This window comes from Pseudoalteromonas sp. ECSMB14103, from assembly GCF_000813065.1.
GTDB classification, from domain to species: Bacteria; Pseudomonadota; Gammaproteobacteria; order Enterobacterales; family Alteromonadaceae; genus Pseudoalteromonas; species Pseudoalteromonas marina.
Genome location: NZ_JWGY01000002.1, coordinates 454,715 through 479,607 on the forward strand (window position 1 = coordinate 454,715; position 24,893 = coordinate 479,607).

Annotated in this window: 27 protein-coding genes; 18 read left to right on the forward strand and 9 right to left on the reverse strand. The window is 38.5% G+C overall.

Annotated elements, in window-relative coordinates; all coding sequences use genetic code 11:
- The first annotated feature begins 30 nt into the window (after window positions 1–30).
- The 6 genes from tusD to RF53_RS07175 are packed head-to-tail and all read left to right on the forward strand — an operon-like array spanning window position 31 to window position 2,446.
- Window positions 31–384 (forward strand): sulfurtransferase complex subunit TusD, encoded by a 354-nt coding sequence (gene tusD, locus RF53_RS07150; RefSeq protein WP_006792829.1) that lies wholly within the window; start codon window positions 31–33, stop codon window positions 382–384.
- Window positions 381–737, forward strand: a complete 357-nt coding sequence (locus tag RF53_RS07155; RefSeq protein ID WP_008127297.1) for a DsrE family protein — start codon at window positions 381–383, stop codon at window positions 735–737. Before tusD ends, RF53_RS07155 begins: the two co-directional genes overlap by 4 nt.
- Window positions 734–1,000, forward strand: coding sequence for a DsrH/TusB family sulfur metabolism protein (locus tag RF53_RS07160; protein WP_006792831.1), 267 nt, complete (start codon window positions 734–736; stop codon window positions 998–1,000). Before RF53_RS07155 ends, RF53_RS07160 begins: the two co-directional genes overlap by 4 nt.
- Before the next feature lie 3 nt (window positions 1,001–1,003).
- Complete coding sequence (locus RF53_RS07165; RefSeq protein WP_006792832.1) at window positions 1,004–1,333, forward strand: TusE/DsrC/DsvC family sulfur relay protein; 330 nt, start codon at window positions 1,004–1,006, stop codon at window positions 1,331–1,333.
- Window positions 1,333–2,016: a pseudouridine synthase gene (locus RF53_RS07170; protein WP_006792833.1), complete on the forward strand. Its 684-nt coding sequence runs from the start codon at window positions 1,333–1,335 to the stop codon at window positions 2,014–2,016. The genes RF53_RS07165 and RF53_RS07170 overlap by 1 nt, the downstream gene beginning before the upstream one ends.
- Window positions 2,009–2,446 carry an NUDIX domain-containing protein gene (locus RF53_RS07175; protein WP_039037099.1) on the forward strand — a complete coding sequence of 146 codons (438 nt, stop codon included), beginning with the start codon at window positions 2,009–2,011 and terminating at the stop codon, window positions 2,444–2,446. Before RF53_RS07170 ends, RF53_RS07175 begins: the two co-directional genes overlap by 8 nt.
- 192 nt (window positions 2,447–2,638) lie before the next feature.
- On the opposite strand, the gene RF53_RS07180 is transcribed toward RF53_RS07175, so the two are convergent.
- On the reverse strand, window positions 2,639–3,910 hold the full coding sequence (locus RF53_RS07180; protein WP_039037100.1) for a sensor domain-containing diguanylate cyclase: 1,272 nt from the start codon (window positions 3,908–3,910) through the stop codon (window positions 2,639–2,641).
- Between the two features lie 343 nt (window positions 3,911–4,253).
- On the opposite strand from RF53_RS07180, the gene mnmA reads away from it, so the two are divergent.
- The 5 genes from mnmA to RF53_RS07205 all read left to right on the forward strand — a co-directional run bounded on the left by mnmA (window position 4,254) and on the right by RF53_RS07205 (window position 9,078).
- Window positions 4,254–5,354, forward strand: coding sequence for a tRNA 2-thiouridine(34) synthase MnmA (gene mnmA / locus RF53_RS07185; protein WP_006792837.1), 1,101 nt, complete (start codon window positions 4,254–4,256; stop codon window positions 5,352–5,354).
- The gene (gene hflD, locus RF53_RS07190) at window positions 5,354–5,956 is read left to right on the forward strand and encodes a high frequency lysogenization protein HflD (RefSeq protein ID WP_006792838.1); all 603 of its coding nucleotides are present in this window, start codon (window positions 5,354–5,356) and stop codon (window positions 5,954–5,956) included. The genes mnmA and hflD overlap by 1 nt, the downstream gene beginning before the upstream one ends.
- 31 nt (window positions 5,957–5,987) lie before the next feature.
- A complete protein-coding gene (gene purB, locus RF53_RS07195; protein WP_006792839.1) occupies window positions 5,988–7,358 on the forward strand; it encodes an adenylosuccinate lyase in 1,371 nt (456 codons plus the stop codon).
- Window positions 7,359–7,445: 87 nt separating this feature from the next.
- On the forward strand, window positions 7,446–8,603 hold the full coding sequence (locus RF53_RS07200; protein WP_039037101.1) for a ribosomal protein uL16 3-hydroxylase: 1,158 nt from the start codon (window positions 7,446–7,448) through the stop codon (window positions 8,601–8,603).
- A 16-nt stretch (window positions 8,604–8,619) separates the two neighbouring features.
- Window positions 8,620–9,078 carry a GNAT family N-acetyltransferase gene (locus RF53_RS07205; RefSeq protein ID WP_039037102.1) on the forward strand — a complete coding sequence of 153 codons (459 nt, stop codon included), beginning with the start codon at window positions 8,620–8,622 and terminating at the stop codon, window positions 9,076–9,078.
- Between the two features lie 42 nt (window positions 9,079–9,120).
- Here RF53_RS07205 and RF53_RS07210 read toward each other — a convergent pair whose 3' ends face one another.
- The 3 genes from RF53_RS07210 to RF53_RS07225 form a co-directional block, all read right to left on the reverse strand.
- Window positions 9,121–9,564, reverse strand: coding sequence for a DUF4826 family protein (locus tag RF53_RS07210; protein ID WP_006792842.1), 444 nt, complete (start codon window positions 9,562–9,564; stop codon window positions 9,121–9,123).
- Between the two features lie 117 nt (window positions 9,565–9,681).
- The gene (locus RF53_RS07215; RefSeq protein ID WP_039037103.1) at window positions 9,682–11,070 is read right to left on the reverse strand and encodes a M28 family peptidase; all 1,389 of its coding nucleotides are present in this window, start codon (window positions 11,068–11,070) and stop codon (window positions 9,682–9,684) included.
- A gap of 527 nt (window positions 11,071–11,597) precedes the next feature.
- Window positions 11,598–12,011 (reverse strand): hypothetical protein, encoded by a 414-nt coding sequence (locus tag RF53_RS07225; RefSeq protein ID WP_039037105.1) that lies wholly within the window; start codon window positions 12,009–12,011, stop codon window positions 11,598–11,600.
- A 292-nt stretch (window positions 12,012–12,303) separates the two neighbouring features.
- Between RF53_RS07225 and RF53_RS07230 the strand changes: the two genes are divergently transcribed.
- The gene (locus RF53_RS07230) at window positions 12,304–13,107 is read left to right on the forward strand and encodes a hypothetical protein (RefSeq protein WP_039037106.1); all 804 of its coding nucleotides are present in this window, start codon (window positions 12,304–12,306) and stop codon (window positions 13,105–13,107) included.
- On the opposite strand, the gene RF53_RS07235 is transcribed toward RF53_RS07230, so the two are convergent.
- Window positions 13,108–13,512 carry a GFA family protein gene (locus tag RF53_RS07235; RefSeq protein WP_039037107.1) on the reverse strand — a complete coding sequence of 135 codons (405 nt, stop codon included), beginning with the start codon at window positions 13,510–13,512 and terminating at the stop codon, window positions 13,108–13,110.
- 286 nt (window positions 13,513–13,798) lie between these two features.
- Between RF53_RS07235 and RF53_RS07240 the strand changes: the two genes are divergently transcribed.
- Window positions 13,799–14,632, forward strand: a complete 834-nt coding sequence (locus tag RF53_RS07240; RefSeq protein ID WP_039037108.1) for a hypothetical protein — start codon at window positions 13,799–13,801, stop codon at window positions 14,630–14,632.
- 141 nt (window positions 14,633–14,773) lie between these two features.
- Complete coding sequence (locus RF53_RS07245; protein WP_039037109.1) at window positions 14,774–16,621, forward strand: ABC transporter ATP-binding protein; 1,848 nt, start codon at window positions 14,774–14,776, stop codon at window positions 16,619–16,621.
- Between the two features lie 59 nt (window positions 16,622–16,680).
- On the opposite strand, the gene RF53_RS07250 is transcribed toward RF53_RS07245, so the two are convergent.
- Both RF53_RS07250 and RF53_RS07255 read right to left on the reverse strand, forming a co-directional pair.
- Entirely contained in the window at window positions 16,681–17,100 is a 420-nt protein-coding gene (locus tag RF53_RS07250; RefSeq protein ID WP_039037110.1) for an MAPEG family protein, read from the reverse strand.
- A gap of 159 nt (window positions 17,101–17,259) precedes the next feature.
- Window positions 17,260–18,300 (reverse strand): endonuclease/exonuclease/phosphatase family protein, encoded by a 1,041-nt coding sequence (locus tag RF53_RS07255; RefSeq protein ID WP_039037210.1) that lies wholly within the window; start codon window positions 18,298–18,300, stop codon window positions 17,260–17,262.
- 235 nt (window positions 18,301–18,535) lie between these two features.
- On the opposite strand from RF53_RS07255, the gene RF53_RS07260 reads away from it, so the two are divergent.
- Both RF53_RS07260 and RF53_RS07265 read left to right on the forward strand, forming a co-directional pair.
- Window positions 18,536–19,798: a valine--pyruvate transaminase gene (locus tag RF53_RS07260; protein ID WP_039037111.1), complete on the forward strand. Its 1,263-nt coding sequence runs from the start codon at window positions 18,536–18,538 to the stop codon at window positions 19,796–19,798.
- A gap of 287 nt (window positions 19,799–20,085) precedes the next feature.
- Window positions 20,086–21,285 (forward strand): Nramp family divalent metal transporter, encoded by a 1,200-nt coding sequence (locus RF53_RS07265; protein WP_039037112.1) that lies wholly within the window; start codon window positions 20,086–20,088, stop codon window positions 21,283–21,285.
- Window positions 21,286–21,365: 80 nt separating this feature from the next.
- On the opposite strand, the gene RF53_RS07270 is transcribed toward RF53_RS07265, so the two are convergent.
- Window positions 21,366–21,818, reverse strand: coding sequence for a hypothetical protein (locus tag RF53_RS07270; protein ID WP_039037113.1), 453 nt, complete (start codon window positions 21,816–21,818; stop codon window positions 21,366–21,368).
- On the opposite strand from RF53_RS07270, the gene RF53_RS07275 reads away from it, so the two are divergent.
- Window positions 21,803–22,984: a PQQ-dependent sugar dehydrogenase gene (locus RF53_RS07275; protein ID WP_039037114.1), complete on the forward strand. Its 1,182-nt coding sequence runs from the start codon at window positions 21,803–21,805 to the stop codon at window positions 22,982–22,984. The two genes, RF53_RS07270 and RF53_RS07275, sit on opposite strands and share 16 nt — an antisense overlap.
- A 67-nt stretch (window positions 22,985–23,051) precedes the next feature.
- Here RF53_RS07275 and RF53_RS07280 read toward each other — a convergent pair whose 3' ends face one another.
- Window positions 23,052–23,480 carry a retropepsin-like aspartic protease gene (locus tag RF53_RS07280; protein ID WP_039037115.1) on the reverse strand — a complete coding sequence of 143 codons (429 nt, stop codon included), beginning with the start codon at window positions 23,478–23,480 and terminating at the stop codon, window positions 23,052–23,054.
- 257 nt (window positions 23,481–23,737) lie between these two features.
- On the opposite strand from RF53_RS07280, the gene RF53_RS07285 reads away from it, so the two are divergent.
- The gene (locus RF53_RS07285; protein WP_039037116.1) at window positions 23,738–24,421 is read left to right on the forward strand and encodes a hypothetical protein; all 684 of its coding nucleotides are present in this window, start codon (window positions 23,738–23,740) and stop codon (window positions 24,419–24,421) included.
- The last annotated feature ends 472 nt before the right edge of the window (window positions 24,422–24,893 follow it).

Here is a 24,893-nt window from a genome sequence, read left to right on the forward strand (position 1 = left end):
CTTTATTGGGGCTTTTTTATTGGAATTGTTTTGGCACGATTTGTTCTTTCATTACACACACCACCATCAGATCACGACACCAGCCAACGCATAATTAAGTTTGCTAATGCGTGTTTATCTCAAGGGCACACCATAGACGCAATATTTTTGTATCAGCAAGGCGTTTATCATGCATCAACACATTTTGACTTAGCCTCTGACGAGCTTCAAATTAGCGCATTATGGCAGGCGCTATCAAGTCAAAATATTAATCTTATGCTGTGTGTAACCGCGGCAGAAAAAAGAGGCTTAGATACGTCAAACACAGGCGTATTTTCTGTTGCAGGTTTAGCTGAATTCGCAATGCTTGTAAGCGACGCTGATAAGTGGGTGCAATTTAAATGATTAATGTATTAGTAATGAGTCAAAGTAGCCCATTTGATGATCTTAACCTGCGAGATGCCCTCGATATGACGTTAATTTTTGCAGCTGTCGATCAAAACATAAGCTGGTTATTTAGTGGCCCCGCTGTTTTAGCATTAAAAAAGAATCAAACCCCTTCCACCATAGGTATTAAAGATTTTTTTAAAAACATAAAAACGCTAGAAGTTTATGACGTAGAAAACATCTATGTATGTGAAAAATCGCTCCTTGATTATGGCCTAAGTAAAACTGATTTACTCATAGACGCGCACGCGGTTACATTTGGTGAACAACAAACACTTATCAAAAAACAACATCACGTGGTGACCTTATGAGCACACTACATATTTTTTCAAAACCATTAAATTACTATTCTGCTAACCAGCTAGAAAACTTAATTTGTGCTGATGACCGTATATTGCTTTTAGGTGACGCATGCTTTGCTAATAAACAATTTAAACAATTTTCAGACACCCTCTTAGTACTTGAAGAGGACGCACTCGTTCGTGCAATTAAGCTATCAAATAACGACACTGCCATTAGCTATGACGAGTTTGTGTCTCTTACTTTAACCTCTACGCAATTAATTACTTGGTAATCCATGCTTGAATTTAACCAACAAACAATAGACACAGATAAACAAGGTTATTTACTCGACCATACACAATGGTCTAAGCAACTAGCCCCCATTATTGCAGAGCAAGAAAACATATCGCTTAGCGAACAACACTGGGAAGTGATTAACTTCGTCCGCGAATTTTATCTTGAATACAACACAAGTCCAGCCATCCGCATGCTAGTAAAAGCCATGGCCAAAGCACTCGGAGAAGATAAAGGTAATAGTATTTACCTTTATAAATTGTTTCCAAAAGGCCCAGCTAAACAAGCCACAAAAATTGCTGGATTACCAAAACCAGCAAGGTGTATTTAATGAGAAGTAAATCGAGTAACAAGCAACCCCCCGCTTCCTCAACCAAGCGTAATACGGGTCGCACGTATTCTAGAAGTGCAATTAAAAAGCCTACAAACAAAAGAGAAATAAAACCTCAAATAGACGCTAAAGACAAAAAAATTGTACTTTTTAACAAGCCATTTGATGTGCTTTGTCAATTTACAGACGATGCAGACAGAAAGACGCTAGCTGAATTTATTCCTATCAAGGATGTATATGCTGCAGGACGTTTAGACCGCGATAGCGAAGGTTTATTGCTGCTCACAAACTGCGGGAAACTACAAAATACATTAACAGCACCTAATAAAAAAACCAATAAAACGTACTGGGTTCAAGTAGAAGGTGAGCCTTCGACTGAGTCAATACAAGCTTTGTGTAAAGGCGTTGAGCTTAAAGATGGGCTCACACTGCCTGCTAATGTAAAAATGATAGAAGAGCCTAACATTTGGCAACGAACTCCCCCTGTACGTGAACGAAAGTCTATACCTACCTCATGGCTCAGTATTACCATTAATGAAGGTAAAAATAGACAAGTTCGCCGAATGACAGCTCACATTGGCCATCCTACTCTTAGGCTAATTCGTTACAGCATAGGTAATTACACTTTAGACGACATTAATACTGGTGAATATAAAATCATTAAAGGTAGCATTAATGCATAAACCAAATGTAACAGTAGCCGCAATAGTTAAAAACCATAACGAATACTTATTAGTAAAAGAACGCGATAAATTTACTAAGCAAATTTGCTATAATCAACCGGCTGGTCATTTAGAAAAGAACGAAACACTAGCTCAAGCAGCAAGCCGCGAATTACATGAAGAAACAGGTTTATCGCTCACCCCTACAGGCTTTTTAGGTGTTTATAACTTGTACGCTGACAACGGCGTTCATTACCTAAGGTTTTGTTTTTTATTTGATGCTAGTGGCACCAACCAACAACTTAACCCTATTGATGATGATATTATAAGTGCCCATTGGTTCAACCTAGAGAAAATTAAATCTTTACCACTGCGAAGCCCGCTCGTTCAAAAGTGCATTGATGACGCGGTGACGCGTCCGATATTAAGCTTAGATACTATTTTCAACTAATAAAAAATTAAGGCATATTAATGGTGTGTTTTAAAGTTTACTCTGCCTAGAGGGATTACTTAGTGACGTGGGGTGTGTAATTGCTCCAGCTTATTCTTCTGACTTGCATCCATGTAAGGATAAGTAAAAATAGAGCAAAACTTTCACGCCATCGCTACCCCCTCACCTAAACCTTTGTAATAAAAATTTAATCTAACTTTCAGAGTGTAGTGCAATACAGTTTCGGCCTTGCTCTTTTGCATAATACAGTGCGTTGTCGGCTCCTTTAACAAAGCTTACCTTATCGTCTTGGGAACTAGCCGTTGAGTTAACGCCCATGCTCACTGACAAAAAGCCACTGTAGGTATCCTCATGCACAATTGCTAAAGCTTCAACGGCCTTTTGTATTTGCTCAGCAATAAATAATGCACCTTCCTTATCAGTATCAGGGAGCAATACAACAAACTCTTCACCACCATATCTGGCAACAAAGTCTTCAGGACGATTTACTGTCGATGCAATAGTTTGAGCCACTTCATATAAGCAAGAATCCCCAGCCAAATGTCCGTAACGGTCGTTAAACTGTTTAAAAAAATCAACATCAATAATTATTAACGATATTGCCCCTTCACACTCCTTAGCTTTATCAAATTCATGAGCAAGTTTTTCATCAAATCGACGTCTGTTGGCAATTTTGGTTAATGAGTCCAAAAACGCCATATCCCTTAAAATATCCTCAGCCTCTATTCGCTCGGTTGCATCTTTAAATACGGCTAAAAATTCTTCGCCTATCTTTATGCCCGATACCTCCATAACCACTTGAGTGCCATCACTACGTGCAACTGTGTAGTTATTGGCAGGTATATCGTCATTACTACTTTTCGCTTTTTTCAAAGCTTCAGACCATAAATTTTGAGCTTGCACTCTATAGTGCGGATCTGGATAGGCCTTTTTCCACCATGCATGTAGGTTAGGCACATCCTCAACAGTATAACCAAACACATCTACAAACCGTTGGTTTACCCTAAGAATATCACCGGTTTTGCTACACACATTACACACTGGCATAGGGAGCACTGAAAATAATTTAGCATAGTGACTTATCTCATGTTTTCGCATTGGGTTTAAGGTACTGCGTGATAAAAAACTCATCGGCATTTCTTTACTTTCAGCGCTCAATTGTTCATGCATTTGTAAAGCAAAATACCATTCTAGCCACCAGTGTTCTAATTTATCTAAAAGCTTCATTTCGAGGCTAAGCACTTCTGTAGTGTTTTTAATTAAATTAAACAAATCACTGATTTGGTGATGGGATTGCGCTTGCTGAGCATGCTTGAGTTTTATTAGTTCATAAAAAAGATGGTAGGCTGACTTTTTTAATTCTTGCAGGTTTATGATTAAAAGCTTATTTGAGATGAGATTTACTTGGTGTTTGTTTTGTTCTACAAACGATCTAATTTTATTAATTTTGTATGCGTGATTCATATATTCATTCCATTGATTATATTTTACAGCTTATTGAATGGGCTAACCCATCAAACTTTATTATTAATGAGTGTATATATACTCTAATCACTTTTAAAGAACTTATTATTAATTTTTAACATATGGCTCGTATTTTGTTCTTTAAGTTAAGCGTAGAATTAGAATCAACTTTTATCAAAAAAATGTTATGTAAGCGCCTTAGGTATCTTAGCTATTTATTATATTAATAAATTACTCACTAATTGTAAGGTTTGCCTTGTTAGTCTCTTTAAGCGCAAACAAAATACATGCTATAATCGCGGCCTTTCCAAGTTAACAGTAATCTGTATAAGCGAAATTATTCATGAGCGAAAATAGTCACATTAAAGTCATCGTTGGCATGTCCGGCGGTGTTGATTCTTCAGTATCTGCATATTTGTTACAACAACAGGGCTACCAAGTAGAAGGCCTGTTTATGAAGAACTGGGAAGAAGACGACAATGACGAGTATTGTGCCGCTGCAGAAGACCTAAAAGATGCGCAAGCCGTGTGTGACAAGTTAGGTATCGAACTTCATACTGTTAACTTTGCAGCTGAATATTGGGATAACGTATTTGAATACTTTTTAGAAGAGTACAAAGCAGGCCGCACGCCTAACCCCGATATTATGTGTAATAAGGAAATCAAATTTAAAGCCTTCTTGGAATTTGCTGCACAAGCACTCGGAGCTGACTTTATTGCGACAGGCCATTATGTGCGTCGTGAGCTTCGGGACGACAAATATGTAATGTGCCGTGGTTTAGATAACAACAAAGACCAGAGTTACTTTTTATACACGTTAAGTCATGAACACATTGCTCAAACGCTTTTCCCTGTAGGCGATATCGCCAAGCCAGAAGTGCGCCGTATTGCTGAAGAGCAAGATTTAATCACACATGATAAAAAAGACAGCACTGGTATTTGTTTTATTGGTGAACGTAAGTTTAAAGACTTTTTACAAAAGTTTTTACCTGCACAACCAGGTGTTATTGAAGACACTGAAGGTAATAACGTTGGCGAGCACGAAGGCTTAATGTACCACACACTTGGCCAACGAAAAGGCTTATTAATTGGCGGTATGAAAGAAGGCTCAGGCGAACCTTGGTACGTTGTAGACAAAGATGTCGAGCGTAACGTACTTATTGTTGGCCAGGGTAAAGACCACCCTCGCCTATATAGTAATGGTTTAAATGCTAACCAACTTCACTGGGTAGACCGTGTAGGTCCAAAAGGAACAACGCGTTGCACAGTTAAAACACGTTACCGTCAAGAAGATATAAACTGTACTTTGCTTGTTGGTGATGACGGTATGGCCCGTGTATTATTTGATGAACCTCAAAAAGCGGTTACACCAGGTCAGTCTGCAGTATTTTATGCGCAAGAAGTTTGTTTAGGCGGCGGTATTATTGACTCGGTGATCAAGTAATGAATGAACACCAAGTTATGGCGCTTGCCGCTATGTGCCAAGCCGCTAAACAAGTACAAAAAATAGCGCAATACGGCAGTAATAATGAACACGATTTAGACATATTACTTTCTAGTATTGTACAAACATCGCCAGCATCACCCGAAGATGTATATCAAGGCACTCACAATTTACGAGATGGCTACAAAACGTTGATGGAACAGCTATCAGCGGGCGCTCAGAAAGACGTTGAGATTGTAAAATATGTGGGTGGCTTAATGCAGCTTGAGCGAGCACTTAGCGCAAACGACAAAAGCTTAAACGAATTAGGTAAACGTATTGATGATATTCATCGTCGTTTAGACCATTTTGCTATAACCGATGACACCGTTGTTGCCGGTTTGGCAGATATATACTCGTCGGTGCTAAGCCCCCTTGGGCACCGAATACAGGTTTATGGTAAACCCGAGTTATTAAAACAGCAACTCACTCAAAATAAAATCCGCGCATTACTACTTGCCGGCATCAGAAGTGCAGTATTGTGGCGACAAATGGGCGGTAAACGCCGTCATTTTTTCTTTGCAAAAAGAAAAATAATCGCCATTGCTAAAGCAAAAATTTAATTATCGTTCAAACAAAAATTTAGGAGTTATTATGGAGCTTTCAGCGTTAACGGCTATCTCGCCAGTTGATGGTCGCTACGGCAGCAAAACCACTGAACTACGCAGTATTTTCAGCGAATTTGGATTAATTAAATACCGTGTAATTGTTGAAGTGCGTTGGTTGCAAGCGTTAGCTGCAGCAAGCGACATTAAAGAAGTGCCCGCATTTAGCGACCAGGCAAATGCACTTTTAAACGCTATTGTTGATAACTTCAGTGAAGCCGACGCGCAGCGCGTGAAGGATATTGAACGAACAACTAACCACGACGTTAAAGCTGTTGAATACCTTTTAAAGGAAAAAGTAGCTGATAACGCAGAGCTACATGCTATTAACGAATTTATTCACTTTGCATGTACCTCAGAAGACATTAACAACCTATCACATGGTTTAATGTTAACTGAAGCACGTGACAGCGTATTACTGCCATACTGTGACCAATTACTCAACGCCATCAAAGAAAAAGCTATTGAGTATAAAGCAGTGCCAATGATGACTCGTACGCACGGACAACCTGCTACACCATCAACTATGGGTAAAGAGTTTGCAAACGTATACATGCGTTTAAAGCGTCAACGCGATCAAATTGCGCAAGTAGAAATGCTTGGTAAAGTAAATGGCGCTGTTGGTAACTATAATGCTCACCTTAGCGCTTACCCTGATTACGACTGGCATACTCATGCAGATAAGTTTGTATCGAGCCTAGGGTTAACATTGAACCCGTTTACCACACAAATTGAACCACATGATTACATTGCAGAATTATTTGATGCAATTGCACGTTTTAATACTATTTTGCTTGATTTTGACCGTGATGTTTGGGGTTACATTGCCCTTAACCACTTTAAGCAAAAAACCATTGCTGGCGAAATTGGGTCATCAACTATGCCACACAAAGTTAACCCTATTGATTTTGAAAACTCAGAAGGTAACTTAGGTTTAGCAAATGCAATTTTTGCACACCTTGCACAAAAACTGCCTGTATCTCGCTGGCAGCGTGATCTTACCGATTCAACAGTGCTACGTAACCTTGGTGTGGGTATGGGTTATGCGCTTATTGCATATCAATCAACGCTTAAAGGTGTTAGCAAGCTTGAAGTTAACGAACCACGTTTACTTGAAGAGCTAGACCAGAACTGGGAATTGCTCGCAGAGCCTATTCAAACAGTTATGCGTAAATACGGCATTGAAAAGCCATACGAAAAACTTAAAGATTTAACCCGTGGAAAGCGCGTAAATCAAGAAATAATGGCTGACTTCATCGATGGTTTAGATCTTCCTGAAGTTGCTAAAGTAGAAATGAAAAAACTAACACCGGCTAATTACATTGGTCGTGCGGTTGAGTTTATTGATGATTTAGTTTAATTATTAATCACCACTATCAAAAAGCGAAAGGGTTATCCTTTCGCTTTTTTTGTATAAAAAGCAAAGCAATTACCGGCAGGCAAACGTATGTATCAATTAAAAATAAACGATTTATCTGAACAAGAATTTTTAACCCACTTTTGGCAAAAAAAACCTCTTTTGATCAAACAAGGGTTTAGTCACTTTGAAGATCCACTTGATGCAAACGAACTTGCTGGCTTAGCAATGGAAGACGCTATTGAATCGCGTATTGTTACAAATCACAATAACGACTGGCAAACCCATCAAGGGCCATTCGAGGACTTTGATTTACTCACAGAGGAAAATTCAACGTTATTAGTGCAAGCAGTCGACCACTGGCATCCAGAGGCAGCCCAGCTGCTAGAACCGTTCAGATTTATCCCTAACTGGCGCATTGACGATTTAATGATCAGCTTTTCTACCCCTAATGGGGGTGTTGGCCCGCATTTAGATCAATACGATGTTTTCATTATTCAAGGTGAAGGAAAGCGTCATTGGCGAGTTGGCCTACCCGACCCAACCCTTAAGCAATTTGCTCAAAATAAAAAATTATTGCAAGTTGAAGCCTTTGAAGCAGTCATAGACTGCATTTTAGAGCCCGGTGATATTTTATATATTCCACCAGGCTGCCCGCATGAAGGCTACGCGGTTGAAAATGCACTTAATTACTCTGTTGGATTTAGAGCACCAAATCAGCAAGATTTACTATCAAGCTTTGCCGATCATGTTATTGATACTGAAAGCGGTCAAAAACGCTACACAGACCACAACTTAGTTACAAGAGCCTCAAAAGGTGAGCTTACAAATAATGAAGCTGAAAAGGTTAAGCATCTTATCGCCTCAATGCTAGAAGATGATGGTCTATTCAAGCAATGGCTTGGCAAAACCTTAAGCCAACCCAAACATGAAATGGACTTGGCACCAGTAGAACCTGCTTTTACCCAAGATCAAATAGCAAACGAGTTAGCAGAGTCAGATACTATTTTTGAACGTGTAGGTGGAACACGAGCAATTTATCAGCTTTGTGAAAATGAGCTTTTAGTAAGTATTAATGGTGATAATTTCACTCTTCCTATCGGGGACATAGCAGCAGTAAAATTACTAACGGACGAAACCGAGTTTAATACTAATGAGTTAGCTAACGCTCAAAATAGTCTAGTTTTTGTTCAAATGTTTACTATACTTGTTAATGAAGGCATTTGGTTTAACGCAAACCAAGAGTAACAAGTAGGAGGCAATTGTGGGTTATCGTATAAACAAAGTTGAATGGGATCGACAAAAAAATGAGTTACAACAAATAAGGGAGCGTGTATTTGTTTACGAATTACATATCCCTAAACGAGTTGAATTCGATAACCTCGATAAATTAGCTTTGCATGTGCTTGTTACAGACGACAGCTTTTGTCCCGTCGCAACAGCCCGCCTATGTAATGATGGCTTAATTGGACGCTTAGCTGTACTGCCTGATCACAGAAACCGAAATGTTTACTGCTCGTTACTTAATTATATTTTTGACATAGCAGTAGAACAAGGTATTGAATCAATTAGCGTTAATTGTGTTCTACACGAAGTTGAACGATTTAAACGTAACGGCTTTATAAAACAGGGTAATGTGTTTATGGAGGCAGGTATACCTAGGCAAAGAATGAAATGCCCGGTTAGGTGTGCTGATACAACACCTTTCACACTAGTTCATTAATTAAATTGTAAGGGTAATCAAAGCTTGATTACCCTTTTTGGATTATTTTGGTTCGTGAGCCCACAGTTTATCGTTATCGTATAACTCGTAAAGGCCATGTGCTCTTTTCACTAATAGGTTAGCAAAGTCTGCCTGTGTTTTATCTCGTGCGCCCGCACTCATTATCTGGTCTGCTTTTAACTGCCATTGCAATGAAAAATAACGCATAGCATCACGCGCATCTGACGCTGCACCCACTTCAGCATGGTCTGTTGGTAATTGTCCAGTAACAACCCAATACGTTTTTCCGTTTTGCGCTTTAAATTTCCACATGGCGCATATAGGGGCTAAAAAGCGGCTGTCTTGCTCAACTACAGATTTAGGCATAATGCCTTTTTCTGCTAGATACTTTTGTGCTGTTTGAAAACATCCACGTTGCCATGCAACACGTTGTTGCTCAGCTAGTGCTTGCTCTTCAGGTGTTAATTGTTTTTGTTGTTGTTCCATTGTAATGACCTTATTACTTCTTTTTAAACACTGTAAGGTCTTAGTAAATAAGGTGCAAGCATAAAACAGGCTGCTTGCACTTTAAAAACTCTGACTGCTTTGTTTTTATACAAATTACTATTTTATATCATGGTCAAACGAACCAACATCCCCCGGAAACACAACGGGCGACTCAAAACCATCATGACTAACAGATGAAATACCAAAGTAATAATTGTCTATTACTACATTCTCAAGTGTGAAATCAGAAACATTACCAACGTATTTACTAAACTGCCATTGCGGCTCGCTTGTGTAACGCCAATATATTTTATAACCGGCAATTGTGTCATCATTACTTTTTTGCCACGAAAACGAAGTACTAGCCTTTACTGCGCCAGTAATTTTAACGTCTTTAGGAGGGGCTGGAGCCCAAGCCATAGATGCCATAGTTACCGCATTGAGTGACGTTAGTTTAGCTGCATAATCAAAATCAACCCCGTCAATCGTATCGCCATATGCAATGCCATTTTCTGTTCGTAGGTCTTGGTGTTGACGATCATAATGCTCGTTTGTTTCCATTATGCGCACTGCTGCAAACCCAGCATCGTTAAATGGACGATGGTGCCCGCCTCGTGCAAACCTGTCTAGCCTGTAAACAAGCATTGTATCAAGGTTGGGGATGTACCTATCTGCAACAGTATCAATATAACGGGCTAAATTTCTACTTGCAGAGTCAACCTCACCACCCGTAAATCGACGAGTACGAGCCTGTGCTTTTGTTTCAACAACACGTGTGCCCTCTGAAAAAATACGTGCGGTTGTGTTGTCAGTCACTCCATTTATACCGGTAATATTGCCAATCATGTCATTATTTAAAACACCATGTACTTGCCAGTTATTCTTTTGAGCATGCGCGGTTAAAATTTTACCACCAAATAACCCCTGCTCTTCCCCTGATAACGCAGCGTAAACCACAGAGCCATTAAATTTATATTTACTCAGTACGCGTGCCGCTTCAATAACACCAGCAACGCCCGATGCATTATCATTAGCGCCAGGAGAGTCACTAGTAAAATCCATTACATCGCTTACACGTGAGTCTATATCACCCGACATCATCACCATTCTATTTGGTTCAGTACTGCCGCGCTGAATAGCAACAATATTTACCACCTCAACAGGATCAGGTATGCGTTTTTCGCCTGAAATAGTGTCTGATACCTCAATAATCTCTAGGCAACCACCACATTGTGCGGATATTTTTTCAAACTCAGCTTTAATCCAACGTCGAGCAGCACCAATACCTCGAGTGTCAGATTTAGTCTCTGAAAGTGTATGGCGTGTACCAAAGTCCACCAGCGTTTGAATATCGCTGCCAATTCGCTCTGCTGACACACTTGCCGCAATATCATGCAGATTTTGTTGATCTTTATATTGCATATCAGCCGCAATAACGCCACTTGATGCTGAGCAAGCAAACGCAAGAATGCTTAGCTTTAATAATTTAATTGATGGTTTAAGCATCTATGTAGCTCCTTATTTATATTGGTTTACAATTACCTATGTATTTGTATATCGCAATTAATTTGAGGTAGATACGAAAATAAGCACGCTAAAGCGCAGAAAAGAATAGTACTAATTCGAGTTCAATATAAAAATAGTTACCAAAGCTATAAAGTAAGGTAGCAGACCAAATATCCAAAGTTTTAACCCAAGCGTGTAATGCCTAAGCACTGTTGTATTCAACCTTGCACGAACTCTGCTTTTATATTCCACAGCGTTACCCAACGCTAAATGCATACCCCCTAAAATTAACGCTAAATAAAGTGTACTGAACACGATTAAATTATTTCTAACGGAATCAGTAAGTAGTTTTACATAATCAAAACAAAAGAAAAGAGCAAATAAACCAATATAAATAGATAGCACCATACCGATTAAGACACTCGCCTTGTGCCCCGTGTGCGTATTATTTGGGTCAACTTTTTTCAACCATTGAGCACACACAAAATGTACAGCGCAAATAAACGATCTCATCTTCTACCCTTGAATTAATGAGTAAGTTGGATATTGTTATAACCTATAAAACGGTCATGTAACCCCACACTTAATAACACTGCAGCAGAAAACATAAACAAAAGTATAAACACCACACAATTAACGGCTGCGCTTGTTTGCATACTAGTAGAAAAAAAATGTAAACATATAGCCAAAACAACAATGAATATTGCAAATTTGTTGAATACAAAATAGCTGGGTATTTCAAATGCCCACAACGACGTTTCATTTATAAATTGCCTGTAACCATAAAATACAAAGGCAATAGCACCAACTAAAGCAACGGTGAAAGTAATTAGCGTGATCTCTAATGCCATATTTTTATAAATAAGCAAATAACCGAGTCGAATTGAGTAAATAAAAATAGCGAGCCAAATTAACAGCACAGGGCCTAAAATTAATCCCATTTTTCTCTCCTTGAATGTTTTAAATGATTTAATTTAAACCAAAATACTACACGGTAAAGCAAATCAATAAACTTATAACCAAATAACTTAAGTAAACTTTTTATTTTCGTGCCAAACTAAGAAACTTAGACTCTGGATAATAGAGCGATCCCAAGCACCTATTGCGCATAAATTCGCCTTGTTTTTATTAAAAGTCCCAAACTAGTAAAATTTAATTATCATCATGATTTAACACGTTAGTAAATCACTTAATCAGAGTTCCGTTTAAGTAGTCAATTTAAAAAGTAAGAGTATGCGCCAGCTAAAAAATGAAACGTTAAAATGTAACCTTGTACAATTTAAGCAAACCACGCTTGGTCCTATCTATGTTTATGAAAACGCGCAATACCGTTGGTTAACACTTGACGAAAAACGTGAACAAGATGCTGTTATTCAGGGCGTAATGAGTAAAAGCAACTCAGAGCAAGTTTTGGTACCTGTAAATCAGAGCATGCTACTGTTTTTATTAAAACCGATAACCAATCTTAAAATGCTAAATTTAGGGCTGGGAACCGCGGGCGTGGAGCGAGTTATCTATTATCTATTCAATAAAACAAAATTTTTAAATACTCTACACACCTTCAACACCGTTGAAATTAACCCTGATGTGGTTGAAATTGCACAAACACATTTTTATTTGCCAAAACCACACTCTGTATTTTTAGAGTCAGCAGAGCAATTTATCCAGCAATGTAAAATTAAATACGATGTGATCACCATCGACATATTCAGTGGAGAGTACCACCAACCATTTTTAAACAGCGCTCTTTTTTGGCAAAACATGACGCGCTGTTGCAATTCAAGCAGTCAAATAACACTCAACTTAAACCCTAAAACAGGTCAAGAGTTACAGCTGTTGTTGGCCTTGTTAAGAAAGTACTTTAAAGCAATCGCACTTGTTGAATTTAATGAGTATAAAAACATTGTTATTGTTTTAAGCCCTAGCTCACTAAAACACATTACCGTCGACAATATTCAAGATTCTGACGTTTTTAAACATCTTGCTCCCAATTTATATCAAGATATTAATCATATTTACCACATTGAATCTTTTTAATTAGCGACCGGGTTCATGCTTTTCATAGCAAGGCAAACTGGTTTCTAACTGTTCCCAATTCGCTTTTGATGTAACAAAATTATGAGATATAGGTTTTTCTGCAATATTTGAATCCAGTAAACCTAATCGAATACGAAAACGGCTTTTATCACTGGTATTTTCGCTATAAATAGGCGAACCACAGCAGGCACAAAAATACCGTGTTCTACCGGGTTTAAACGCGTATCCACTTAATGAGTCTTGCCCTTGAGTGATTAAAAACTCATCAGCGTTTACAAAACCATTTGTAGCAAACGCTGTTCCGCTATTTTTTCTACACAAAGAACAGTGACAGTGAATAATACTGGTAATATTGCCTGTAATTTTCACATTTACTTTTCCACACAAACAAGAGCCTAAATACATAACACTTCCTTATTAATTTCAAAAATAAGCACAGGCGTATGTTAACTATAAAGTTATTTGATATGAATAAGTTTTAGTTATTTACTGAGCGCGACTACAAAATTTATATAGCTTTTGCTTAAACTTAAGCGCGTTAAATTTTTTTTGGTTTACAATAAACCAGTTATTGGTTATAAATAAACCGTAATTTGGTAATGTGCGATTTAATTTATTCAACAATAAGTTATTACCAATAACAATTTATTCCTGTTTATGCTATCAATAACAATTAAATAAAGAGCAAACAATGCGCCATAAAAACGTTCTTCTGCCAATGTGGTTAATCACATTAGTAGCATGCAGCCAAAATCACCAACACCCTTCCACAAATCAATGGCTGTTAATCGATAATTTTGAAACGCAAACGCTAACATGGCAAAAAGCTGATACAGACAATCAAACCAATCCATACATAGCCAACCCACAAGTGACAAAAATTTCACGAGAGGCTGAATCCTCAAATCATTACTTATTAAAAAAACCAGCCGCCGAAGGCATTATTGGTAATCGAAAAGCACTCAGTTTTACTAAGCTACCAAAAGTAGTTGAAGTGGGAGAAACCTATACATTTTTTACGCGCATAAATGTAGAAACGTTTCCTAACAATCACGCTTTTGGCTTAAGTAACTTACAACCTAATGAAATTAAAAAGCATGGTTACAATGCGTTTGAACCTACCTTACGTGTAACAGACAAAGCCGAGTCGAATGGATTTAAAAACGATGGCGCTTTAATGGTCAAAACAGATAAAGGTTACAGCAACATTCAAAACTATAACGCCGCCCAATCAGCAAAGCCCCTTAACACAAATCAATGGTACAGCATCTGGTATGTAGTGAATAACGCGCCTACAAAAATGCAAGGCCAACAATACAATGTGTATGTTCAAGGCGGTGAGTTTACAACGCAAACACTCGTGTATAAAAATGCAAAATTTAGAATGAAACGTGAACAACCACTTATTTACTTTTTGGCAAACGCAAATACTGGGCCGGCTAAAAAGCCCTATGGTAACGGCGGTTTAAAATACGACGACTTATATATGAGCCGAGGCATCAATCTTTCAAACCCTGTTAGATAAAAAGCCTGTATAAGTAATAACTAACCTGAATTTTAGATATAGAATCTCTCAACTAAAGCTCATGTTAGTTAATACAAAACTGCATTTAAAAATACATAAATGGTATGATACTTCACATTATTTGCTATTTAAGTTTTTAAAATGTATCGACTCTTTGAAAGAATGACCAACGCATTTCCTGAGGAAAAACCCACTCAGCCGCCTTCTACTTTATTTGCGTTTTGCCGCCATTACACTAAGGGCATGGAACTCTCGTTAGTGCTTATGTCGATAAGTGCTGCGCTGTTAGCTATTTTAGAAGTATCGTTATTTAGTTATATGGGCCAATTGGTTGATTGGCTAAGTACCCATACACCACAAACCCTATTTGTAGAGCAAAAAACTGAGCTGATAAAAATGGCTGTTATGCTGTTAGTCGTTTTGCCTATTGTGGTGTTTTTTCACGCCGCTATTTTGCATCAAGCCTTATTGGGTAATTACCCTATGTCGATTCGCTGGTCAGCGCATCGGTATTTACTACGCCAAAGTGTAAGTTTTTACCAAAATGAATTTGCAGGACGTATTGCTACCAAAGTAATGCAAACGTCTTTAGCCGTTCGCGAGGCGGTAATGAAACTGCTTGATGTACTTATGTACATAGTGGTTTATTTTGGCGCTATGGTGTTTTTAGTGGCTGAAGCTGATTGGCGCTTGATGATCCCTTTGCTTGTATGGCTTGCCTTGTATGCTTCAATACAGGTTTACTTTGTGCCTAAACTTAAAAAAATTGCCAGCTCACAAGCCGATGCGCGATCAGAAATGACGGGCCGAATTGTTGATAGCTACACTAACATTTCAACTATTAAACTTTTTTCGTACACCCAACGCGAAGAGCAGTACGCCAAGCAAAGCATGGATGTATTTTTACAACCCGTATATAAACAAATGCGCTTGGTAACCAGCCTTAACTTTGCTATTAATACGCTTAACTATTTATTGGTATTTAGTGTTGCCGCATTATCGCTTTATTTATGGTCAATGAGTGCAATTAGCGCTGGCGCTATAGCCGTTGCAGTTAGTTTATCGCTTAGGTTAAACGGTATGGCGCAGTGGATCATGTGGGAAATAAGCAGCCTGTTTGAAAATATTGGCACCGCCACCGATGGTATGAAAACATTATCAAACCCAATAAAAGTAGACGATAAACCAAACGCAAACACCCTTGAAGTAACCCAAGGCAGTATTGAGTTTAAAGATATACATTTTAATTATGGCAAAGCCGCCAACGAAACTAACCGTGGCCCGGTAATGAATGGTTTAAATCTTAATATTAAACCCGGTGAAAAAATAGGTTTAGTTGGCCGCTCTGGCGCGGGTAAATCAACGCTTGTTAACCTACTGCTGCGCTTTTACGATACCGACTCTGGCACAATTAAGATTGACGGGCAAAATATTACTGACGTAAGCCAAGAAAGTCTTCGCCGCTATATTGCTATGGTAACGCAAGACACTTCCCTGCTTCACCGCTCTGTTAAAGATAATATTTTATACGGTCGCCCCGACGCGACCGAAGCTGAAATGTTAAACGCCGCAAAACAAGCTAAAGCGCTCGATTTTATTAGCGATTTAGAAGACTCAAAAGGCAATAAAGGGTTTGATGCACAGGTTGGCGAACGTGGTGTAACTTTATCAGGCGGTCAACGCCAACGTATTGCCATTGCACGTGTGTTGCTTAAAAATGCCCCTATTCTTATTTTAGACGAAGCGACCAGCGCACTTGATTCAGAAGTTGAAGCGGCTATTCAAGCAAGCCTTGATCATTTAATGACAGGAAAAACGGTTATCGCTATAGCGCATAGGCTGTCTACCATTGCACAAATGGATAGACTCATCGTGTTAGATAATGGTGGCGTCGTTGAGCAAGGCTCACACGATGAACTCATTGCACAAGGGGGCATATATGCAGGCCTTTGGGCTCATCAAACTGGTGGATTTATTGGGGTAGAATAACACTCAATACAAAAAACCGACGTTGTAGTACTAACACTAAAACGTCGGTTTTTTATTTATTAAGCTATTAAACGAAAACCTATTAGTACCAACATTACAATGTTGGCAATAAAGCTAATTAAAAAGAAATACGTACGCGGGCTTGGGTTTTTCTCTGTTGCAATAACATAATATAAAATCATGTGAATTAAACGCGCAACTACATACACCCACACACACATTGCAAAAATTGCGCTTTGGTAATTAATTACAAATGCAAATAACACCGTGCCTATAAATAACGCGCTGTTTTCTAATGTATTTTGAAACGTACGGTGCGCTCTAAATATAAAGCTATCGTGCGATAAATCGTCGCAAATTTTACCCGGCACTGCACCGGGCTCCTTGGCCTTGCTAAAGGTCGCAACACCCCACTGCACCACCAGCATAATTAAGTATAAATAAAACCCTAAATAAGCAGATAAAGACACGTCATTCATTGTTAAATCCTTTATTTTTTAAACTAAGTAATTAAAGCTGCATTAATTAATGCAAAATAAATACCAAATAAAAACCAATATATTCAGCACCTTGCAATATATTAAAAGTCACTTTTGTAATAACTACATATTACTAAGTGCCATTTTACAACGGGCTTTTTAAGTTCTGAGGTTTAAAGTAATACACACAACGCCATGGTCAGTGGTTAAGTCGTCTCGCTCATATTCGGGGTTAATTAAATGCCTGTCGTACGTATTATGGTTACTTACTTCAAAAAAACTATCATCGTAGCTTGGGTCAAACTCGCACGACAGTAAAATATAATCAAGCACTGAGCTGCTTGTACCAAAGTAGTGAGTTGCTTTACGCGTTAGTGGTGCTGTTTGAGCAATGTTTTCACCATCACTGTTATTTGCTTGCTGAGCATCATCAGCAGTAATTACTAGTTTTTCAAATAATGCCCACGAGTCATACAAACAATACTTAGCAAGGAAGGCTTTGGCATCCAATGCGGGCGCAAACCTTAATGTATTGGTTAGCAGGTGGTTAAGTACGCCATCAGAAAGGTCGTTGTTAAAATCGCCCATTAATACCATGGGGTTTTGAGTCGCCTCTCGTCGGGTGATCATTTGTATCATGAGTAAAGTCGCTTCGCTGCCACGTTGAATTGTTGAGCCCCAACTCCCTGCTACATTCGCTTTTAAAATATCGATAATGTTTTGCTCGGCTGTTACCGCTTTATTGTGCTCGTCTACCTCAAGCATGCCCCGCTTAGATTTAAAGTGCACAACATAGCAATCTGTATCTCCTAAGTGAGGTAACGTAACTGTGGCCCTGAGTACCTTACGACTAAATGAAAACGCCTGTGTTAAACCAAGTGAGCATGCTAGTTCCTCATCATGCTCTACCGCTATTACATCAACAATAGGGTATTTAGAGGCAATACCAACAACAGGGTGCTTAAAAATAAAATCATCTATAACATGGGGTTTATCAACTACAGCAAAATGGTTATAACCTTGGTTTAGCATTAATTCTTTAAGTGACTCAATACTAAATATTTCCTGAAAACCAATTACATCGGGCTGCTGCTCGTTTATGTATTCGGTGATCCAGCGCTGTTTTCTTGCCCATTTCTCAGCGGTGTATATACGTTCAAATTCGTAATAGGCGTTAGGTGGTTCAAGGTAGTTAAACAGATTAAAGGTGGCTATTTTAAGCTCGGTATTATTAATTACAGGCTCGATGGGCAAGTTGACTGGGTCGTCGTTTATTTTATTTGGGTTATTGATAACTAAACACCTACATTTAATACTGAAATAATTATAACGCAGGAAGGCCATATGTATAAGTCGTGAATTATTCTCATCTATAAATTTACTCGGTTTTTTTACGTTATACTCTTTGCCTAATTTATTAAATGTATTAGGTTTTATGAACTATTCACACTTTGGCAGCAAATTTACTCAACCCAATGGCATTACACAGCTAATGGAAGATCTTGGTAATGCTAAAAACAGTAATAACCCTAATTTAGTGATGCTTGGCGGAGGCAACCCCGCCTCTGTGCCACAAGTAAACACTGCGTTTATTGACGAGCTAAATCATCTAGTAAAAAATAATAAAATAGCGCAAGTAATGGGCCTTTACGATGGCCCAACGGGTAACGATGAGTTTAGAGCAGCCCTTGCTAATCAGTTAACGCAAGCATATGCGTGGAATTTAACAGCGAGCAATATTGCATTAGGAAATGGTAGCCAAGCTAACTTTTTTATTTTATTTAACCTATTTGCAGGCAAAATGGCTGATGGCAGCCATAAAAAAGTACTTTTTCCACTCGCGCCAGAATACGTAGGCTATGCCGACCAAGGTTTAACTGACGATATGTTTGTGGCCATTAAACCCGAAATAGAAATACTAAATGCATCAAACGGCTCTAAACAGTTTAAATATGTAATTGATTTTGATGCGGTTAAGGCTGTACTTGCCAACGACAACAGCATAAGCGCATTATGTGTGTCGCGCCCTACCAACCCAACGGGTAACGTAATCACCGACGATGAAGTTCATCAACTAGACTTACTCGCAAAGCAATACACTATCCCCCTTATTATTGATAACGCCTATGGCGACCCATTCCCTGGTTGTATTTATACCGATGCAAACCTAACCTGGAACTCAAACATTATATTGTGTATGTCGCTTTCAAAACTGGGCTTGCCAGGCCTGCGCACCGGTATAGTGGTTGCCAATAACGAGATTATTAAAGCAATTAGCCGCGTTAATGGCGCTATGGTGTTATCACCTAATAGTTTTGGGCCAAGCTTAGTCACCCGCTTAATCAAAGACAATAAACTACTGCCTCTGTGTAAAAATACCATTTTGCCTTTTTATAAAAATAAAGCACAGGTCGCTGTTAGCCTATTTGATGAAATATTTGCTGACTTACCTGTTTATTTACATAAGGTAGAAGGCGCATTTTTTATGTGGCTATGGTTTAAAGATTCAAAAATAACCAGCGAACAGCTTTACCAAAAACTTAAAAAACAAGATGTGTATATCATTCCTGGCCACAACTTTTTTATAGGTATTGAAGATAGCTGGGAGCACAAACATAAATGCGTGCGTATTAATTACGCCACCGATGAAGCAACGCTCAAAAAAGGCCTAGAAGCAATTAAAACACTCATAATGTAAATACACATACAGTGTCATTATGAGTTTGATTGATGGCCTAATACTCGTTTAAAGTTTATGCAAACGCGTTCTATACCCTTTAAATTTATATATAAATTGGTATCCTACCCGCCCTTTTTTAGCATATGCTTACATAAAAGCACCCGTCAATAAGCGGCAATAACTGCACTGCACCGTACTTATTTTAAGTGGCGGCAATACACAACAGGCATCGCGTATAATTATTGGTTTTAAACGTTAGGTGTAATTTTAAATAGCAACATGCAATAACACTATTAAGGTAAATTATGCGATTAGGTCCAGGATTACTCGTCACTGCTGCCTTTATTGGGCCAGGTACAATCACCACTGCCAGTGTGGCAGGCGCAAACTTTGGTTTTGCGCTTATTTGGACATTACTATTTTCAGTTATTGCAACTATATTACTACAATCAATGGCGGCACGCCTTGGCGTTGCAACAGGCCAAGACTTAGCGCAAGCACTTAGGGCAAATATTCAAACCCCGCTATTTAAATCGTTAGCCATATTTTTAGTGATCAGCGCCATAGGTGTTGGTAGTGCAGCATACGAAGCGGGTAATTTAAGTGGCGCGAGTATGGGATTAATTGGCATATTCCCAAACGTTAATCCACAAATATGGACCCCTCTAATTGCTTTTTTAAGTGCTGGTTTACTTTATAGCGGCAAACATAAAGTGGTAGAAAACGCACTTATAGTATTAGTGATTTTAATGAGCTTGGTGTTTATATCTACATTGATCATGGCTTCACCATCACTGGGTGATATATTGTCAGGCTTTACGCCAAGCTTGCCTGAAGGCTCAATAACAACTGTTTTAGCGTTGGTTGGTACAACCATAGTGCCGTACAACCTATTTTTGCACTCTGGTGTTTTAGCAGCTAAGCACGACAGCAAAAGTGACTTACAAAAAGTAATTAAGCAAACCAATGTTGATACTGGCCTTTCAATTACTTTGGGCGGTGTAATCACATTAGCTATTTTATCTACCGCGTCGGTCGCTTTTTATGGAACAAACGCAGGGCAAATTAGCGCAGCAAACATGGCAGTACAACTAGAGCCCTTGCTCGGTGATGCAGCCCACTACTTTTTTGCTATAGGGTTGTTTGCCGCAGGGTTAACTAGCGCAATAACCGCGCCGCTTGCTGGGGCTTATGCCGTATGTGGTATGTTAGGTTGGTCAAATGACATGGCAAGTACTCGCTTTAAAAGCGTTGCTATTACCATCTTATTATTTGGTGCTGCGGTAGCATCTCTTGGGTTAGACCCTGTCGCGGTTATAATATTTGCCCAAGCGGCTAATGGTTTATTACTTCCTGTTATCACTATTTACTTAGTGTGGTTAGTAAATCAAAAATCGGTCATGGGGAAATTTACCAACTCGTTTATTTTAAACCTAGTTACTCTACCTGTGTTAATGCTTATTTTTGGCTTAAGTAGTTACAAACTCATTGGTTTAATTTTTTAACAAAGTATAAAAAGGGTTTTAAAAAGCCGCTGTTTAAATTAAACAGCGGCTTTAGCTAAGTAACTAACCTTAAAAAACACTTAGTTTAACTTTGTGTTTTCAACTACTTTAATTAGTTGTGCAAACGCGTAACCGCCAATAGCGCCTGCAACCAATTGTAAATAAAAGCCCCACCCTCTTGCGCCAGCAATAATGGTTATATTCATAATAGACTCAATCGCAATGAGCGCCATCGCAAAAGCGGCTATACCCGCTATAACAAACAGCCCAGTACTATGTGCTTTTAATTTTTTATTAATAAACCAAGTCACTAAAAAAGCAATAGTGAGTGCAAGGGCAATAATAGCGCCATACGTAGGAAGTAAACCAAACCAATCGTCGAGTGTTAAATTAACACGGTCAGCAAACTCTACCACTACACCTATATTAACTAATTGATTGACAACGTATTGGCTATGAAACAAGCTAGCAAGCGTAAACGTTAGTAACCAAGCAACTAAAAATGAAGGGAGTATGCGTGTTAAAAACAACATGGTTATCTCAATTTAAACTAAATAATTTTTTATACAGTAGCAAAGGCTTGCGCGGTAAACAATGCATCTCGCTTTTTATACTATTCGCACTCTTCTCATTTAACGTCAATGCAAACAATGCATTAACTAAAAAACAATATACAACGCAAACACTCGCTACACAGCTAAACTCGCCTTGGAGTATGGTGCAACTGCCCGATGGTACATGGTTAATAACCGAACGCGACGGCCACGTAGTGGTTATTAAAAATAACGAGCAAAGTAGAATAAAATTACCACTTGAAGGTTTATACGTTGCAGGTCAAGGTGGTTTACTTGATATAGTACTCACGCCGAATTTTGCTAAGTCCAAAGAAATTATTTTTACCTACGCCCAAGGCAATCTTGATGCAAACAGGCTCGTAATAGCTAAAGCTACTTTCAATGGTACACGTTTTACAACGCCAACCATCATTTACAACGTAGCCACAGATAAAGACACACCACAACATTACTCTGGTCGCGCCCTTATTCTCCCCGATAACACTATACTGTTTTCAAGTGGTGATGGTTTTGACTACAGAGAGCAAGCACAAGTAGTAACTAGCCAGCTTGGCAAAACACTGCGCATTTCAGCAAATGGCAAAACACCCAAAAATAACCCTTTTATTGACCACAAAAACCCAACAGCTCATGCAGTGTATTCATATGGGCACCGTAACCTTCAAGGTTTAGTGTACGACTATGACACGCAACAAATTGTAAGCCACGAACATGGCCCCGCAGGTGGCGACGAGCTAAATTATTTAACGGCTGGAAATAATTACGGTTGGCCAGTCATTACAAACGGTGACGATTACTCGCAAGCGCGCATATCTCCATTTAGAGACTACCCGGGCATGCAAAAACCAAGCGTAGATTGGACGCCATCAATCGCCCCATCGGGTATGGCATATTATGGCTCTAAATACGCCGCATTCCCTTCGCTTCAAAAACATGTGCTCATCACCACGCTTGTAGATAAAAAACTCTACAGCGTTAATTTAGCGAATGGTAAATTCACCCAGTCGCATGTATTTCCAGAAGCAACAGGACGATTAAGAGATGTATTTGTAACTACGCAAGGTAATGTAGCCATATTAACCGATGGGAAAAATGCTGAGCTGATGTTGTTTAAAGCCAATTAATTTATAGAGAAATGTGAGAGGCGCTTCGCTTTAGAATTAAGGAGTGCCTTTAAGTAAGCCTCTATTATCAATCAAAATCAGACAATGGCTCTCTAATTGTCAGTGTATTAGTACCAAAATCTAATATGGCTTGGTATTTTCTAAAAAATGGCGAGCCTAATAACCCATGTATTGAATTGCCACCACCAGCGGCCTGAACATGGTCTAGGTCTAGTGATACAAACTGTGTACTTTCATACAACTGCCCTGCCAATTCAAATTTTACAACGTCTATTAACCCCATTTCGTGTTCGGCTGTGCCTAAACCTGCGGCATTTTCCTCGCTTAATTCCTCTTGTATTCCAAGCTTTTTAATACATGCTTTATCTAAAACAGATGCACCCGCCGCTGTATCTAAAATTAAACGTACTGTATGCCCATTTATTTCAGCCTGAATAATTTGATGACCTGTTTCTGTTACTTCAAATTTCAAGCTTGTAGTTTTAGCTAATTCCATGAATGTTCCTTATTTCGGTTAATTGACAAACACATTACCAATATCACTCCATGACTTAAACTGTATTTAATTCAATTTATTTATCAGAGCTTAATTACTATTAGTTAACATTTGATTGAATATCATCTCATCTGACCACTTATCAATCAAACAAATCTAATTTGAATTTATTTCATTGATTTACCTCTAGGTTATTGTAAAGTATCGCCTTTCTTAAGTGACCACTTGAGAAGTAATAAAAATATAAGGAAAATTTCATGAAAAATATAATAATATTAGCCCTAACTATATTGATTTTAACCGGCTGTGCTTCAACAACTCCAACTAGAACTACAGAACAAGCCTATATGATCATTGATGTAAAAGGTGATAGCTCCATTAGAGATAAACTACTAGATACTGTTATAGAGACAGCTCAAAATAGTATGAGCAGCCTTGCTGTTAATCGAGGATTACCGCCTTCTACACTGCCTGAAACGGCGTCACGATTTGAACTAGTAAGCCCATTTGCGAATTCTCAAATTGGTGGATTAGTAAGTGGATTCTCAGCAATATCTCAAGCATCTGGTGGATCAAGCATGAAAATCCCTCAGTGTAAAGATCCACTACTTACAATGAAATCAGACAAATCAGCAAGTGGTTGGAGTGAAAGAACTACATTTTTTATATGTGTTGTTCAGTATCAAACGGGTTATCAAGTTGATGTATACACAACTTTTGAGCAACAATCTGGTGGCATTTCTGTTAATGCTCTTAGTCAAAGTTTAGTCCGCTCTATTGCAGGTGACACTAGCCAAAACATTCCTACCACTATGGTAAAAATCAAGGATTCTGTATCTCTTGTAAGTTCAGAAACTAAGATTATTGACAGTTACATACCGAGTAAATGGAAAGGCTTATTTGCAGACGATACAAAAGCTCTATCAGCTACTAGCGAATAAATTATACTACGGTTTTAGTTAACCATTAGGTTTTGGGGTTTAGCTTAAACCCCAATATTTCAAAAATGTATCGATAAAATAATGCATCAGCAAAGTATCTGTTAAAATAGTTTCTGAATAGAAAACTATAAAACCAAGACCAAATAATCTTTATTTAGTCTACAGTATGAGAGCTGAACATGGTCTAAGTTTAGTGATACAAACTCTGTACTTTGATACAACTGGCCTGCCAGTTTAAATTTTACAACGTCTATTAAGCCCATTTCGTGTTCGGCCGTACCTATACCTGCGGCATTTTCTTCACTTACTTCTTCTTGTATTCCAAGTTTTTAATACATACCCTATCTAAAACAGATGCACCCGCCGCTGTACCTAAAATTAAATTTAATGTATGCCCATTTATTTCAGCCTGAATAATTTGATGGCCTGTTTCTGTTACTTCAAATTTCAAACTTGTGGTTGAATGACTTTA

Bases quoted from the DNA above. Each gene is read 5' to 3' on its own strand.
- RF53_RS07250 (WP_039037110.1), bottom strand. From the start codon at position 17,100: ATGAATGACGTGTCTTTATCTGCTTATTTAGGGTTTTATTTATACTTA.
- RF53_RS07245 (WP_039037109.1), top strand. From the start codon at position 14,774: ATGTATCGACTCTTTGAAAGAATGACCAACGCATTTCCTGAGGAAAAA.
- hflD (WP_006792838.1), top strand. From the start codon at position 5,354: ATGAATGAACACCAAGTTATGGCGCTTGCCGCTATGTGCCAAGCCGCT.
- RF53_RS07160 (WP_006792831.1), top strand. From the start codon at position 734: ATGAGCACACTACATATTTTTTCAAAACCATTAAATTACTATTCTGCT.
- RF53_RS07260 (WP_039037111.1), top strand. From the start codon at position 18,536: ATGAACTATTCACACTTTGGCAGCAAATTTACTCAACCCAATGGCATT.
- RF53_RS07240 (WP_039037108.1), top strand. From the start codon at position 13,799: ATGCGCCATAAAAACGTTCTTCTGCCAATGTGGTTAATCACATTAGTA.
- RF53_RS07165 (WP_006792832.1), top strand. From the start codon at position 1,004: ATGCTTGAATTTAACCAACAAACAATAGACACAGATAAACAAGGTTAT.
- RF53_RS07230 (WP_039037106.1), top strand. From the start codon at position 12,304: ATGCGCCAGCTAAAAAATGAAACGTTAAAATGTAACCTTGTACAATTT.
- RF53_RS07270 (WP_039037113.1), bottom strand. From the start codon at position 21,818: ATGTTGTTTTTAACACGCATACTCCCTTCATTTTTAGTTGCTTGGTTA.
- RF53_RS07265 (WP_039037112.1), top strand. From the start codon at position 20,086: ATGCGATTAGGTCCAGGATTACTCGTCACTGCTGCCTTTATTGGGCCA.
- RF53_RS07170 (WP_006792833.1), top strand. From the start codon at position 1,333: ATGAGAAGTAAATCGAGTAACAAGCAACCCCCCGCTTCCTCAACCAAG.
- RF53_RS07200 (WP_039037101.1), top strand. From the start codon at position 7,446: ATGTATCAATTAAAAATAAACGATTTATCTGAACAAGAATTTTTAACC.
- RF53_RS07180 (WP_039037100.1), bottom strand. From the start codon at position 3,910: ATGAATCACGCATACAAAATTAATAAAATTAGATCGTTTGTAGAACAA.
- RF53_RS07175 (WP_039037099.1), top strand. From the start codon at position 2,009: ATGCATAAACCAAATGTAACAGTAGCCGCAATAGTTAAAAACCATAAC.
- RF53_RS07280 (WP_039037115.1), bottom strand. From the start codon at position 23,480: ATGGAATTAGCTAAAACTACAAGCTTGAAATTTGAAGTAACAGAAACA.
- RF53_RS07225 (WP_039037105.1), bottom strand. From the start codon at position 12,011: ATGGGATTAATTTTAGGCCCTGTGCTGTTAATTTGGCTCGCTATTTTT.
- RF53_RS07155 (WP_008127297.1), top strand. From the start codon at position 381: ATGATTAATGTATTAGTAATGAGTCAAAGTAGCCCATTTGATGATCTT.
- RF53_RS07215 (WP_039037103.1), bottom strand. From the start codon at position 11,070: ATGCTTAAACCATCAATTAAATTATTAAAGCTAAGCATTCTTGCGTTT.
- mnmA (WP_006792837.1), top strand. From the start codon at position 4,254: ATGAGCGAAAATAGTCACATTAAAGTCATCGTTGGCATGTCCGGCGGT.
- RF53_RS07210 (WP_006792842.1), bottom strand. From the start codon at position 9,564: ATGGAACAACAACAAAAACAATTAACACCTGAAGAGCAAGCACTAGCT.
- RF53_RS07235 (WP_039037107.1), bottom strand. From the start codon at position 13,512: ATGTATTTAGGCTCTTGTTTGTGTGGAAAAGTAAATGTGAAAATTACA.
- RF53_RS07285 (WP_039037116.1), top strand. From the start codon at position 23,738: ATGAAAAATATAATAATATTAGCCCTAACTATATTGATTTTAACCGGC.
- purB (WP_006792839.1), top strand. From the start codon at position 5,988: ATGGAGCTTTCAGCGTTAACGGCTATCTCGCCAGTTGATGGTCGCTAC.